The organism is Gilliamella sp. B3023 (genome assembly GCF_026536845.1).
In the GTDB taxonomy this organism is placed as follows: domain Bacteria; phylum Pseudomonadota; class Gammaproteobacteria; order Enterobacterales; family Orbaceae; genus Gilliamella; species Gilliamella apicola_E.
The window spans coordinates 92,679-107,375 of record NZ_JAFNNH010000001.1 but is presented as its reverse complement, the minus strand read 5'-3'; the positions used below and the strand labels follow the sequence as shown (position 1 = coordinate 107,375).

12 protein-coding genes and 4 tRNA genes are annotated in these 14,697 nt (G+C 34.7%); 3 read left to right on the top strand and 13 right to left on the bottom strand.

The window, feature by feature from the left end; all coding sequences use genetic code 11:
• Positions 1 to 13 precede the first annotated feature (13 nt).
• Complete coding sequence (gene deoC, locus J3U16_RS00555; protein WP_416380737.1) at positions 14 to 685, bottom strand: deoxyribose-phosphate aldolase; 672 nt, start codon at positions 683 to 685, stop codon at positions 14 to 16.
• A 200-nt stretch (positions 686 to 885) separates the two neighbouring features.
• Between deoC and rbsK the strand changes: the two genes are divergently transcribed.
• Genes rbsK through J3U16_RS00540 form a run of 3 tightly spaced genes read left to right on the top strand, consistent with a single transcriptional unit; the run spans position 886 to position 4,156 of the window.
• Positions 886 to 1,806, top strand: a complete 921-nt coding sequence (rbsK, locus tag J3U16_RS00550) for a ribokinase (RefSeq protein ID WP_267342333.1) — start codon at positions 886 to 888, stop codon at positions 1,804 to 1,806.
• Positions 1,807 to 1,817: 11 nt separating this feature from the next.
• Complete coding sequence (fucP, locus tag J3U16_RS00545; protein ID WP_267330776.1) at positions 1,818 to 3,134, top strand: L-fucose:H+ symporter permease; 1,317 nt, start codon at positions 1,818 to 1,820, stop codon at positions 3,132 to 3,134.
• A gap of 17 nt (positions 3,135 to 3,151) precedes the next feature.
• Positions 3,152 to 4,156 (top strand): aldose 1-epimerase family protein, encoded by a 1,005-nt coding sequence (locus J3U16_RS00540; protein WP_267342332.1) that lies wholly within the window; start codon positions 3,152 to 3,154, stop codon positions 4,154 to 4,156.
• 46 nt (positions 4,157 to 4,202) lie between these two features.
• Here J3U16_RS00540 and frr read toward each other — a convergent pair whose 3' ends face one another.
• The 12 genes from frr to tcdA all read right to left on the bottom strand — a co-directional run bounded on the left by frr (position 4,203) and on the right by tcdA (position 14,521).
• Positions 4,203 to 4,760: a ribosome recycling factor gene (gene frr / locus J3U16_RS00535; RefSeq protein WP_324169844.1), complete on the bottom strand. Its 558-nt coding sequence runs from the start codon at positions 4,758 to 4,760 to the stop codon at positions 4,203 to 4,205.
• A 27-nt stretch (positions 4,761 to 4,787) separates the two neighbouring features.
• The gene (pyrH, locus tag J3U16_RS00530; RefSeq protein ID WP_065562695.1) at positions 4,788 to 5,522 is read right to left on the bottom strand and encodes a UMP kinase; all 735 of its coding nucleotides are present in this window, start codon (positions 5,520 to 5,522) and stop codon (positions 4,788 to 4,790) included.
• Positions 5,523 to 5,636: 114 nt separating this feature from the next.
• On the bottom strand, positions 5,637 to 6,497 hold the full coding sequence (tsf, locus tag J3U16_RS00525) for a translation elongation factor Ts (RefSeq protein ID WP_267330774.1): 861 nt from the start codon (positions 6,495 to 6,497) through the stop codon (positions 5,637 to 5,639).
• 84 nt (positions 6,498 to 6,581) lie between these two features.
• A complete protein-coding gene (rpsB, locus tag J3U16_RS00520; protein WP_034882419.1) occupies positions 6,582 to 7,319 on the bottom strand; it encodes a 30S ribosomal protein S2 in 738 nt (245 codons plus the stop codon).
• A gap of 836 nt (positions 7,320 to 8,155) precedes the next feature.
• Positions 8,156 to 8,491, bottom strand: a complete 336-nt coding sequence (locus tag J3U16_RS00515) for a zinc ribbon domain-containing protein YjdM (RefSeq protein WP_065733703.1) — start codon at positions 8,489 to 8,491, stop codon at positions 8,156 to 8,158.
• A 338-nt stretch (positions 8,492 to 8,829) separates the two neighbouring features.
• Positions 8,830 to 10,014 (bottom strand): elongation factor Tu, encoded by a 1,185-nt coding sequence (gene tuf, locus J3U16_RS00510; protein WP_065733704.1) that lies wholly within the window; start codon positions 10,012 to 10,014, stop codon positions 8,830 to 8,832.
• 182 nt (positions 10,015 to 10,196) lie between these two features.
• Positions 10,197 to 10,272, bottom strand: a tRNA-Thr gene (locus J3U16_RS00505).
• Between the two features lie 3 nt (positions 10,273 to 10,275).
• Positions 10,276 to 10,350: transfer RNA gene (locus tag J3U16_RS00500), tRNA-Gly, on the bottom strand.
• Between the two features lie 55 nt (positions 10,351 to 10,405).
• Positions 10,406 to 10,490 (bottom strand) — tRNA-Tyr (locus J3U16_RS00495).
• A gap of 32 nt (positions 10,491 to 10,522) precedes the next feature.
• Positions 10,523 to 10,598 (bottom strand) — tRNA-Thr (locus J3U16_RS00490).
• A gap of 153 nt (positions 10,599 to 10,751) precedes the next feature.
• Entirely contained in the window at positions 10,752 to 13,463 is a 2,712-nt protein-coding gene (adhE, locus tag J3U16_RS00485) for a bifunctional acetaldehyde-CoA/alcohol dehydrogenase (protein ID WP_065735067.1), read from the bottom strand.
• Between the two features lie 263 nt (positions 13,464 to 13,726).
• Positions 13,727 to 14,521, bottom strand: coding sequence for a tRNA cyclic N6-threonylcarbamoyladenosine(37) synthase TcdA (gene tcdA, locus J3U16_RS00480; protein WP_267330981.1), 795 nt, complete (start codon positions 14,519 to 14,521; stop codon positions 13,727 to 13,729).
• Positions 14,522 to 14,697: the final 176 nt, after the last annotated feature.

Sequence of the window (14,697 nt, the reverse complement as noted above, 5' to 3'; positions counted from 1 at the left end):
ATAAAAGGATGAATTAATAGCCGCTAGATGATGCTTTATCGCCTGATACAATTGCAATACCAGCACTAGCGCCTAACCGTGTTGCACCAGCTTGAACCATTTTTTCAGCAGTTTGACGATCTCTAATGCCACCTGATGCTTTGACACCCATTTTATCACCGACTGTTTCGCGCATCAATTTAACATCTTCAACTGTTGCTCCTGATAAGCTAAATCCAGTTGAAGTTTTAACAAAAGCAACGCCAATTTCTTTACAAATTGTACAAACTGTAACGATTTCTTCTTTAGTTAATAAGCAAGTTTCTAAAATAACTTTTAACGGCACTGAACCACAAGCATTAAATACCGCTTGAATATCTTCTTTAACCGCCGTTAAATCATTGCTTTTTAGCCAGCCGACATTGATAACCATATCGATCTCTTCTGCACCAACTTTGACTGCCATTTCAGTCTCAAATGCTTTAGCTGAAGTCAGCATAGCACCTAAAGGAAAGCCAACGACTGAACAAACCTTTACATCGCTACCTTTAAGCAAGCTAGTGACTAAAGGTACATAGCCTGAATTAACACATACAGAATAGAAATGATACTGCTTTGCTTCTTCACAAAGTTTACGAATTTGATCTTCAGTGGCATTCATCGCAAGTAATGTATGATCAATATAGTTAGCGTAATTCATAATTATTTTCCTCAAATTATTTTTATGAAATGTTATTTAAATAACATTAAATTTTAAACTTAATTTATTAAAATTGTTATAGTTAAATTAAAAAAAAATAAAATTAAAATTTATAAACGAGACATTTGTCACAATAATAACATTTTTAGTTTAAATTTGTTGTAATTATAACATAAAATAAAAAAAAATATAGGAGGAAAATAAATATGAAAATAGCTGTTATTGGTTCTAATATGGTTGATTTAATAACTTATACAGATCAAATACCAAAAGAAGGAGAAACATTAGAAGCACCAGAATTTGAAATTGGTTGTGGAGGTAAGGGTGCTAATCAAGCTGTTGCGGCAGCTAAATTAGGTTCTGATGTTATGATGCTAACTAAAGTTGGCGATGACTTGTTTGGTCAAAATACAATCCAAAATTTTAAGAAAATGGGCATTGATACCCAATATGTTAAAACTGTAAAAAATATTTCAAGTGGTGTTGCTCCAATTTTTGTTGATAAAAATTCACAAAATAGAATTTTGATAATTAAAGGTGCAAATAACTACTTACTTCCACAAGATATTTTAGAAGCAGAAGATTCTTTGGCGCAATGTAGTTTAATAATATTACAATTAGAAGTTCCTCTCGAAACGGTATATGCCGCTATAGATTTTGCAGTTAAATATAAGATTGAAATAATATTAAATCCTGCTCCAGCTATAAAAAATCTCGACATTTCATATGTTTGTAAATGTGATTTTTTTATCCCAAATGAAACAGAGTTAGAAATACTAACTGATATGCCTATTAATAGTAAAGATGAAATCTACGAGGCTGGAAAAGTTCTTTTAAATAAAGGATTGAAGAATTTAATTATTACATTAGGTCACCGGGGATCTATATGGATGACTAAAGATAAAATTCATTACATTGATCCTATAAAAGTAAATGCTGTAGATACAAGTGGTGCTGGAGATGCTTTTATTGGGTGTTTTGCTAGTGAATATATAAAAAATAAAAACATTATAAAAGCTTTAAACAATGCCTCAGCATATTCTGCAACAAGCGTAACAGGAAAGGGAACTCAGAGTTCTTACTTAAATGATAAACAATTTAAAGAATTTTTATCTTCTTTATCCTAAGGATTTAAATCATGAAATTTTGCATAATAAAATTAAATAAAATTTTCCAGATGCCTGATGGCTACTTAGACAAAACACCGATATTTCAATTTATATTACTTTCTTGTCTATTTCCTTTATGGGGGTGTGCAGCCAGTTTAAATGATATTTTAATTACTCAATTCAAAAGTGTATTTACGCTAAGTGATTTTGCTAGTGCATTAGTTCAAAGTGCATTTTATGGCGGCTATTTTATCATTGCTATACCTTCATCACTTATTATAAAAAAAACAAGCTATAAAACAGCTATTTTAATAGGATTAACTCTTTATATTATTGGTTGCTTAATGTTTTATCCTGCATCTCATATGGCAACCTATACAATGTTTTTGGCTGCTATTTTTTCAATTGCTATCGGCTTAAGCTTTCTTGAAACATCTGCAAATACTTATAGTTCTATGATTGGAAATAAGAATTTTGCTACATTACGTTTAAATGTTAGTCAAACTTTTTATCCAATCGGAGCTTTACTTGGTATTGTTTTAGGGAAATATCTCGTTTTCCAAGAAGGAGAAAGTCTAGAACTTCAGATGTCTAATATGAGTCCAGAGCAAATACATGAATTCCGTTTATCTATGCTTGAGTATACTCTTCAACCTTATAAGTACCTTATTTTAGTACTTATTGTTGTTCTATTACTATTCTTATTAACACAGTATCCATCTTGTAAATCACAAGATAAAAGTAATTTAAAATCACAGTCTTTAACTAGTACATTAAAATATTTAGCTTCAAACCATAGATTTAAAAAAGGAATTATAGCTCAGTTTATGTATGTAGGTATGCAAGTTACTGTTTGGTCATTCACTATTAGATTAGCTTTAAATTTAGGGGATATAAACGAGAGATATGCTTCTAATTTTATGATTTTTAGTTTTGCATGTTTCTTCATAGGGAAATTTATTGCTAACTTTCTAATGACGCGCTTCAATCCAACTAAAGTGCTTATTGTTTACTCTATACTTGGAAGTATTACACTCTCTTACGTAGTTTTTATTCCGAACTTTTCTGCAGTGTATGCCGCTGTATTTGTTAGTGTGTTATTTGGACCTTGCTGGGCAACTATTTATGCAAAAACTTTAGAAGTTGTAGACAGTAAATTTACTGAAACAGCGGGCGCAATTATTGTTATGTCAATTATTGGTGGTGCGATTATGCCAGCAATCCAAGGCATTGTTTCAGACCAAATAGGATCTATGCAATTTGCCTTTGTCGTTCCATTAATTTGCTTTATTTATGTTGGTATTTATTTTTGGACTGAATTGAAACAAGAAAAGTCTAAATTATAAATTGTTAGGAGTAACTGATGATTACAAAAATTTCATTAATCCCAGAACTTTTTCAAAAAGTGCCATTAGAATTATATTCTAATGAAAATTTTACTATTACAACCTCTCGTTTTAATTCAGATATAGAATGTCTAATGATTAAAAATAGTCGTGGTTTCATTACAGTATTGCCTTATTATGGTCAAATGATATGGGATGCGCAGTTTGATGGATTATCTCTAAAAATGGACAACATGTTTAGTCAACCTCAATATGGTAACGATATTACTGATACATATGGTTGTTTTGCATTTCACTCAGGATTATTAAATAATGGTTGTCCTTCAGAAGAAGATAATCATATTATGCATGGCGAAATGGCTTGTGCAAAATTAAGTAAAGCTTGGATTGAAATACAGAATAATAGCTTATCAATTTGTGGTGAATATGAATATATAAAGGGCTTTGGCGCTCATTATATTGCTCGTCCGTCAATAACACTAAAAGCTAATAGCGCTATTTTTGATATAAAGATGCAAGTAACAAATTTAAGTGGATTTGAAATGCCTTTGCAATATATGTGTCATTTAAATTATGCTTATGTCAATAATGCTATCCTGGAACAAAATATACCTGACAATGCTTTCAAACTAAGAAAAACGATACCTTCTCATGTCCATCCTACTGAGAAGTGGCTAGATTTTACTAAAAAATTAACCAATTTAACCACACTCAATGAACCTGATTTTTATGATCCAGAAATCGTTTTTTTAGTAGATAACTTAAATCAATATACTAATTCTGCTGAATTTTATATGAAACTTCCTCAAGGAAAATGTTTTGTAACTCGTTTTTCAACAAAACAATTCAATCATGGTACCCGTTGGATATTAAACAATAAAGATCAAAAAGTTGCAGCTTTTATATTACCCGCAACTTGTAGACCTGAAGGTTTTTTAGCTGCAAAAAAAAATGGGACTTTGATTATGCTTAAAAGTGGAGAAACAAGAAAATTTATTGTTACAACAGGAATAGATGATTAAATAAATGCCCAGTTTTATTTTAACTGGGCGAGAGAATCGTTAGAGATTAAAATTCCATTAACTCTTTTTCTTTATCTGCAAGCACTGCATCTAATTTTTTGATAGCTGCATCTGTTGCTTTTTGAATTAAATCTTGTGATTTACGTTCGTCATCTTCTGAGATTTCTTTATCTTTTAACAAAGCTTTGATTTGATCGTTAGCATCACGACGAATATTTCGAATTGACACACGACCTTGTTCTGCTTCATTACGCACTATTTTAGTTAAATCACGACGACGTTCTTCAGTTAACGGTGGCAGAGGTACTCGAATAACTGTCCCTGCTGAAGCAGGATTAAGTCCTAAATCAGAGGTTAAAACCGCCTTTTCAATCATTGGCGTTAATGATTTATCAAATACCGTAATGGCTAGAGTTCTTGCATCTTCAGCAACAACGTTAGCTAGCTGACGCAGTGGTGTAGGACTACCGTAGTATTCAACCATAATACCGTCTAATAAGCTTGGTGAAGCACGTCCAGTTCTGACTTTAGAAATATGATTTTGAAACGCTTCAATACTTTTTTCCATGCGCGTTTGCGCATCTTTTTGAATCTCATTTAGCATAATAAAAACCTTTTTAAATAATTAAGACTAACAGCTCACTGTAGTCTGATTATTGATTAATGTTCCCTCTTGCTCGCCTAAAATGACACGACGTAATGCACCAGGTTTATTCATATTAAAAACACAAATTGGTAGATTATGATCTCGTGCTAATGTAAATGCGGCTAAATCCATGACTTTTAATTCATCATCCAACACTTTCTCATAGTTAAGTGTTTTATATAGTGTAGCATTGGGATTTTTTACTGGATCGGCAGAATAAACACCATCAACTTTGGTTGCTTTTAAAACGACATCTGCTTCAATTTCAATACCACGTAAACAAGCCGCAGAGTCAGTTGTGAAAAATGGGTTGCCTGTTCCTGCAGAAAGAATAACGACTTTGCCATGTTTAAGCAAGCTAATTGCTTCAGTCCAGCGATAATCGTCGCAAACTCCGTTTAATGGGATTGCCGACATCAAACGTGCATTAACTTCAATTCGGTGCAAAGCATCACGCATGGCAAGGCCATTCATAACTGTTGCTAGCATCCCCATATGGTCACCAACAACACGGTTCATACCCGCTTTAGCAAGTCCTGCGCCACGAAATAGGTTACCACCTCCGATAACAACAGCAACCTGAACTTCCATGTCGATAAGTTCTTTAATTTCTTGTGCCATACGATCAAGAACGGTTGGATCAATACCAAAACCTTCATCACCTTGTAATGCTTCACCACTGAGTTTAAGAAGGATACGTTTATAGAAAGGGGTTACCATATGAAATCTCACTATATTTTATTACTTAAAAATCTAGAATAACTAGCTGGCAATCATTTTAAAATATTTTGCAGATAAACAAAACCGCCATTACGGCGGTTTCGATAAAAACAATTAAGATTGTTTTGATATCGCAGCAACCTCGGCTGCAAAGTCAACTTCGACTTTTTCGATACCTTCACCCACTTCGAAGCGGATAAATGTTGCAATTGTTGCTTTTTTCTCAGCAAGTAAATCACCAACTGTTTTACTTGGATCCATTACAAATGGTTGACCAGTAAGTGATACTTCACCTGTGAATTTACGCATACGGCCTTCAACCATTTTTTCTGCGATTTCACGAGGTTTACCTGATTGCATTGCAATATCGATTTGAATATTACGTTCATGTTCAACCACATCAGCAGGTACATCACTTGGGTCAACATATTCTGGTTTGCTTGCTGCAATGTGCATTGCAATGTGTTTAACTAATTCCTCATCACAACCATTATTAGCTGCAACTAAAACGCCAATGCGCGCGCCGTGTTGATAACTACCAACTACATCACCAGCAATTTCTTTAATGCGACGGATGCCAATATTCTCACCAATTTTAGCTACTAGTGCAGTACGTTCTTCTTCAAATTTTGCTTGTAGCGTTGCAAGATCAGTGATTCGATCATTTAAAGCTGCTGTTGCTACTTTTTCACTAAATGCTAAGAATCCAGCATCTTTAGCTACGAAGTCAGTTTCACAGTTGATTTCTAAAATAACACCTACTTTTTTATCAGCAGAAATTTTTGAAATGATTACACCTTCAGCTGCAACACGACCAGCTTTTTTAGCTGCTTTTGCTTGACCTGATTTACGCATGTTGTCGATAGCAAGATCGATATCACCATTTGCTTCAACTAATGCTTTCTTACATTCCATCATACCTGCGCCAGTTCTTTCACGCAGTTCTTTTACCATAGAAGCGGTAACTTCAGCCATTTTTAAATCCTCTATTTAACCATTTTGATGATTTTCATTAGAATGGGTCGATGATATTATCGACCCTGAAAATATTTGAGTTTATTACTCTGCTGCTGGAGCTTCTTCAACAAAGCTTTCTTCAGATACTGGAGATTGATTTTGTTCACGACCAGAACGAACTGCTTCAGCAACCGCATTTGCATATAATTGAATTGCACGGATCGCATCATCATTACCAGGAACGATGTAATCAATACCATCTGGATCTGAATTAGTATCAACAACAGCAATGACTGGAATACCTAAATTGTTAGCTTCTTTGATTGCGATATGTTCATGGTCTGCACCAATTACAAAAATCACATCGGGTAAGCCACCCATATTTTTAATTCCACCCAAGCTATTTTCTAATTTAGCCATTTCACGAGCACGCATAAGTGCTTCTTTTTTGGTTAATTTATCAAATGTACCATCATTAGCTTGTGTTTCTAAATCTTTAAGACGTTTGATTGATTGACGTACTGTTTTCCAGTTAGTCAACATACCACCTAACCAGCGGTGATTAACGTAATATTGTCCACAGCTTTCAGCTGCTTGTTTAATTGCTTCACTTGCAGCACGTTTTGTACCAACAAATAAAATTTTACCTTTACGCGCAGCAATCTTGTTTAATTCAGCTAATGCTTCATTGAACATAGGTACTGTTTTTTCAAGATTGATGATGTGTACTTTGTTGCGTGCACCAAAAATAAATGGTTTCATTTTTGGGTTCCAATAACGAGTTTGGTGTCCAAAGTGTACACCTGCTTGTAACATATCGCGCATTGATACTGTAGTCATGATTTCCTCATTTTGACGTTGGGGTTATGCCTCCACATATCCGCTTTATCCGACCTTAATACGCAAAGTAAAAGGCACCCCGGAAAAGAGTAATGATATGTGTGTGTTATAACATTAATTAAGTTTTAAAATTTGTGCTTTATTTCACAAATATTTTTGAAAAATGAATGTGAAAAGTAGCGCGCGTTTTATACCATATTTTAGTGAGATTTGCTAGTTTTTTCTTATAGAAAAAGAATAATGTAGATTTTTGAGAAAAAAATCATGCTAGTGCAGAATAAAAAATTCATAAAATCGATAACCGTGCTGAGAGGTTTTAAAGATTATCAATAAGGCATTTGTTGTTCTTATTGATGAATTAGATATATCATTAGCACCTGTAGAGGAAATAATAAATAAACTTCAAAAAAATGATTTATCACCTAATATAAAATATGTATCAAGTATGGACGATTCAAATTTTGCTGCGCAGCATTTTAATGCTTTACATGTGGTAAATTTTTATACAGTTTCCCTTCGTAAAGCTTTTCTATTCCCCAATATGATTGAAAAATTTTAATTATCTATTTCGTTAAAAGCTATAAGTAATAAACAAGCTATAATTGTCTATCAAGATAAAACAAGCATTGTTGAGTAAATTATATATAAAGGATTTTGTCTATTAAAGGATACTCGAAAAGTATTAGACGAACGTGGATTTTTTATTTTTGTGTGAATTGATTTATATGGTAAAACCATTAAATAATTTTTTGTTATTAAATGGTTTTAACAAAGGTTTAACTAAAGATATTTTTTCATTAATCTATATAAAATAAGTTAAATATTGGTTAATGCAATTACGCTTTTTTAACAAAACAAGCTTTCAGCATTACTTTCATTCCATCAACCTTACAATCGATTTCGTGATCGCCGTCTACAAGACGAATGCCTTTAGCTTTAGCTCCTTTTTTGAGAACAGTTGATGAACCTTTTAATTTTAGATCTTTTATTAAAATAATATCATCACCATCAACAAGTGTATTGCCATTACTATCTTTAACTTGTAATTCATCATTGGTTGAGGTTTCTTGATTTGGATCCCATTCATGTGCACATTCAGGGCAAACATAAAATGTGCCATCATGGTAAGTATGTTCTGATTGGCAAACAGGGCAATTAGGTATCGATTCCATAGATTTTCATTATTCCACGTTAAATAAAATAGTGATTACTATAGCAAAAAAAGGCTGTTTAGTCATTGTATTCTCTTTTTAAGAGGTGGTTATGCCAAATTTATTATTTTTTTCAATTGCACACTGCAATATAATTGAGGTCATTTTTTATAATATTTTGTTTGGCTTTTTTTAGTGTATTTTTATACATATTTATGCCGATAATATGACAAAAATAAATAAAATGCAGTTTGGATAAATAAGTTGATCAACGACTATAACTTATTTAATTAACACTGAGAACAATAAAAAAAGGTGCACATAGTGCACCTTCTTTTCTTGAGCTGATTAAGCTTAAATTATTTAATAACTTTAGCAACAACACCAGCACCAACAGTACGACCACCTTCACGGATAGCGAAACGTAAGCCGTCTGCCATTGCGATTGGGTGAATTAATGATACTGTCATTTTGATGTTATCACCTGGCATTACCATTTCTACGCCTTCTGGTAATTCAATAGTACCAGTTACGTCAGTTGTACGGAAGTAGAACTGTGGACGGTAGCCTTTGAAGAATGGAGTATGACGACCACCTTCATCTTTGCTTAGGATATATACTTCTGATTCAAAATCTGTATGTGGTGTGATTGAACCTGGTTTTGCTAATACTTGACCACGTTCGATTTCTTCACGTTTTGTACCACGTAGTAATACACCTACGTTCTCACCAGCACGACCTTCGTCTAGTAATTTACGGAACATTTCAACGCCAGTACAAGTTGTTTTTGTTGTTGGTTTGATACCAACGATTTCAACTTCTTCACCAACTTTGATCACACCACGTTCTACACGACCTGTTACCACTGTACCACGTCCTGAAATTGAGAACACGTCTTCAATTGGAAGTAGGAATGGTTTATCGATATCACGCTCTGGTTCCGGAATATAGCTGTCTAAAGCTTCAGCTAATTCAACAATTTTTTCTTCCCATGCTGCATCGCCTTCTAACGCTTTTAACGCTGAACCACGAATTACTGGAGTGTCATCACCTGGGAAATCGTATTGAGATAGAAGTTCACGTACTTCCATTTCAACTAATTCTAATAATTCTTCATCATCAACCATATCGCATTTATTTAAGAATACGATGATGTAAGGAACACCTACTTGACGACCTAAAAGGATGTGCTCACGAGTTTGTGGCATAGGACCATCAGTTGCTGCTACTACTAAAATAGCACCGTCCATTTGTGCTGCACCAGTGATCATGTTTTTAACATAGTCAGCATGGCCCGGACAGTCTACGTGTGCGTAGTGACGAGTTGGTGTATCGTATTCAACGTGTGAAGTGTTGATGGTGATACCACGTGCTTTTTCTTCTGGTGCATTATCGATTTGATCGAATGCGCGAGCTTGACCGCCGTATTTTTTAGAAAGTACAGAAGTAATAGCTGCTGTTAAAGTTGTTTTACCATGGTCAACGTGGCCGATTGTACCAACGTTAACGTGGGGTTTTGTACGTTCAAATTTTTCTTTAGACATTTATAGTCCCTCAATGTAATACAAATCGGTGGTGAATCACCACATTAACCAAGTATCATATTTAGTTTTAACATAATACTAATTTAAAATTAGCTTTGCATAATAACAGATAAAGCCATCTAGTGACAAGCTTTAAAGCTATCAAATATAATTTTTTTAGAAGTTTAGGAAAGTAACAAGAATGGTGCTGATAGGCAGATTTGAACTGCCGACCTCACCCTTACCAAGGGTGCGCTCTACCAACTGAGCTATATCAGCAATTGGAGCGGGCAGCGGGAATCGAACCCGCATCATCAGCTTGGAAGGCTGAGGTAATAGCCATTATACGATGCCCGCATGTTCAAACTCGGCTACCTAAATGCTTCAATTAGCAATTGCTAATGTTAGATAATGGTGGTGGGGGAAGGATTCGAACCTTCGAAGTGTGACACGGCAGATTTACAGTCTGCTCCCTTTGGCCGCTCGGGAACCCCACCCCGAATCATTATAAACTGTTTACTTAGGAAAATGGTGCCGGCTGCCGGAATCGAACTGGCGACCTACTGATTACAAGTCAGTTGCTCTACCTACTGAGCTAAGCCGGCCTAAGTGCTGCGCATTATGGACTAGAACATTTAACCTTGCAAGCAAAAAAAACATTTTTTTTATTGTTTGCTTAAAAAAAAATCAAAAATATAAAAAAAACCTGAAATATAGACTATTTCAGGTTTTTATTTAATCAAAAATAATGTGTTAAATTATTTCTTTTTTGTCGCTTTTTTAGTCGTTGCTTTTTTCTTAGTTGAAGCAACACCTTTAGCTGCTGTATGTACTGCTACATCTTCGCTGATATCACCTTTATCTTGATATGCACGACCGTAATAAGTATCAAGTAGAATTTGTTTCAATTCTGCAATTAAAGGATAACGAGGGTTAGCACCTGTACATTGATCATCAAATGCATCAACTGCAAGTTGGTCAACTTGAGCTAAGAAAGCTTTTTCATCAATACCAAACTCTTTAATAGAGAATGGAATTTCAAGATCTTTTCTTAATTGATCTAACCAACCAATTAATTTCTCAACTTTCTTCTCGTCTTTGTCTGATGCAGCAGTTAAGCCTAAATGGTCAGCTATTTCAGCATAACGTCTAACGGCTTGAGGATAACCATATTGGCTAAATGTACCTTGTTTAGTTGGTTTATCTGTTGCATTGAAGCGAACAACATTACTAATCAGCATTGCATTTGCCACACCATGAGGGATATGGAATGCAGCACCAATTTTATGAGCCATAGAGTGACAAACACCTAAAAATGCTTGAGCAAATGCAACACCAGCTAACGTTGCAGCACTATGCACTTTTTCACGAGCAACTGGGTTTTTAGCCCCTTCTTTATAGCTTGTAGGTAGATATGCTTTCAATATGCTCAATGCTTGTAATGCTTGTCCATCAGAGAACTCGCTTGCCATAATTGACACATAAGCTTCTAAGGCATGAGTTACCGCATCATAACCACCTGCAGCACAAAGTGATTTAGGCATATTCATTACTAAGTTAGCATCAACAATTGCCATATTTGGTGTAATTGCATAATCAGCTAATGGATATTTTTGGCCAGTTGCATCATCTGTTACTACCGCAAACGGTGTAACTTCAGAACCTGTACCAGAAGTAGTTGTCACACAAATTAATTTGGCTTTTTTACCCATATTAGGGAAATGACAAGTACGTTTACGGATATCCATAAAGCGCAATGCTAATTCATCAAATTTTGTTTCTGGATGTTCATAAAGTACCCACATAATTTTTGCGGCATCCATTGGAGAACCACCACCTAAAGCAATAACAGTATCCGGTTGGAATGCTATCATTGAGTCAGTACCTTTACGAACAACACTTAATGTTGGGTCTGCTTCAACATCAAAGAAAGTTTCACAAATTACACCACGCTCTTCAAGTTGATCGGTAATTTGTTTTGAGTAACCATTGTTAAATAAGAATTTATCGGTTACTAAAAATACGCGTTTGGCACCTTGTTCAATTACTTCATTTAAAGCAACTGGAAGTGAGCCACGTTTAAAATAGATAGAACTTGGTAATTTGTGCCATAACATGTTTTCTGCTCTCTTAGCGATTGTTTTCTTGTTGATTAAGTGTTTCGGACCGACATTTTCTGAGACCGAGTTACCACCCCAAGAACCACATCCTAGTGTTAAAGATGGCGCCAAATCAAAGTTATATAAATCACCAATACCACCGTGAGCAGCTGGTTGATTAATTAAAATACGACATGTTTTCATTTTACTACCGAAATAAGCAACACGATCACGATTGCTATCTTGGTCAGTATAAAGAACAGAAGTATGACCCATACCGCCCATTTCAACTAATTTCTCAGCTTTATCTACTGCTTCATTGAAGTCTTTAGCTTTAAACATAGCTAAAGTTGGAGAAAGTTTTTCATGAGCAAATGGTTCTGATAAGTCAACTTTACTCACTTCACCAACAAGCACTTTTGCACCTGCCGGCGCTTTAAATCCAGCTAATTCAGCAATTTTAGTCGCTGGTTGACCAACGATATTAGCATTTAAAGCACCTTTATCATTTAAGATAATACCTTGAACAGCTTTGGTTTCCTTAGCATTTAAAATATAAGCGCCATATTGTTTTAATAAACTACGAACTTCATCATAAACAGAATCAACAACCACAATAGCTTGTTCTGAGGCACAAATCATACCGTTGTCGAATGTTTTAGACATCAATACTGATGCAACAGCACGTTTTAAGTCAGCTGTTTCATCAATAATTACAGGAGTATTACCTGCTCCAACACCTAATGCTGGTTTACCAGAACTATAAGCTGCCTTAACCATACCTGGACCACCAGTAGCTAAGATAGCTGACACACTATCATGATGCATTAATGCATTAGATAATTCGATAGATGGTTCATCAATCCAACCAATGATATCTTTTGGAGCACCAGCTTTAATTGCAGCATCTAGCACAATCCTAGCTGCTTCAATGGTAGATTTTTTAGCGCGTGGATGAGGTGAAAATACGATAGCATTACGAGTTTTTAAGCTAATTAATGATTTAAAGATTGCAGTTGATGTTGGGTTTGTTGTTGGAACGATACCACAAATAATCCCTAACGGTTCAGCTAAGGTAATGGTCCCATATGGTTCATTCTCAGCGATAACACCACAAGTCTTATCATTGCGATATTTATTAAGAATATACTCAGCAGCAAATAGGTTTTTGATAACTTTATCTTCAACAATTCCCATTCCTGATTCAGCAACAGCTTGCTGTGCAAGAGGGATTCGAGCTGCGGCTGCAGCTGTTGCTGCTGCTACGAAGATTTTATCAACTTGCTCTTGAGTATAAGTAGAATAAGTTTCTTGAGCTTTTTTCACTCGAGTCATTAACTCATTTAACTCATTCATATTGGTTACTGCCATAGATTTCTCCTTGAAAATTAAAAAATAAACTGGGATCGTTTGGCGTCTTCCTTGAACATATTTGTAATAGCAAAACGAAATTGTGGAATATCGTAAATCAGTTTTTTACTTAATACAATAAGATATTTAACAAAAAATGAATGTTCTTTAAAAGAACAAAATTTATTATTACTTTAAGCGAATTAAATTTGAAGATTTTAAAGAAATATAATTAATTAGCTAAAGGAAGCAAAATTGTTTCTTTAGCTAAATTGAATTAAAAATCAAACATTAATTAACTTGTCTAATACATAACTCACAGCCACAAAACCAAAAGTCGCTGTCACGGTAGTAATAGCACCAAATCCGGACTGACAATCCATTTTCTTACTACCTTCAGCTTGATTTTTAGTTGAACAAACCTGACCGTTTGGAGCTGGATAAATTAACTGTTCAGTCGAGAAAACACACGCTATGCCATACTTACCTTTACTATCTTTATTGAGTTTATAATCATTTTTTAAGCGCTCACGCAATTTAGCCGCTAACGGATCTTGAATGGTTTTAGCTAAATCAGCAATTTTAATTTTGGTCGGATCTTTTTGCCCGCCAGCTCCACCAATGGTGATAACTTTTAATTTATTTCGCTTGCAGTGTGCTAAAAGCGCAGCTTTATCACGCACGCTGTCAATGGCATCAATAATAAAGTTGAAGCATGGGTTTTGTTTCGACCCTAAATAATTTGCAACATTATCCGGACTGATAAAATCATCGATGACATTGACGATGCATTGAGGATTGATCTGTAAAATTCGTTCAGCCATAACAGCAGTTTTAGCTTTACCAATATTGGTATTTAACGCATGAATTTGCCGATTAGTATTGGTGATACACACATCATCCATATCAATTAAGGTAATTTGCCCAATACCACTACGGGCAAGGGATTCGGCCACCCATGACCCAACACCACCAATACCAATGACACAAATATGAGCTTGTGAAAATTGCGTTAATGCTGCTTCACCATAGAGCCTTGCAATACCGCTAAAACGTTGAAAGTAGGATTCTGATTTCATAATTGATTATCGAAGGTGCTTATCGTCAAACACCCAACACTCCAAAAACTTGTTTACCAATAATAAAGATAATTTGCTTTGCTAACTAATTTATATATAAATAATGTCGATATATCCTTTTTCAAGGACTCATGTTGCAATATATGCTTTGCAAGACACTTTAAATTTACATCCCG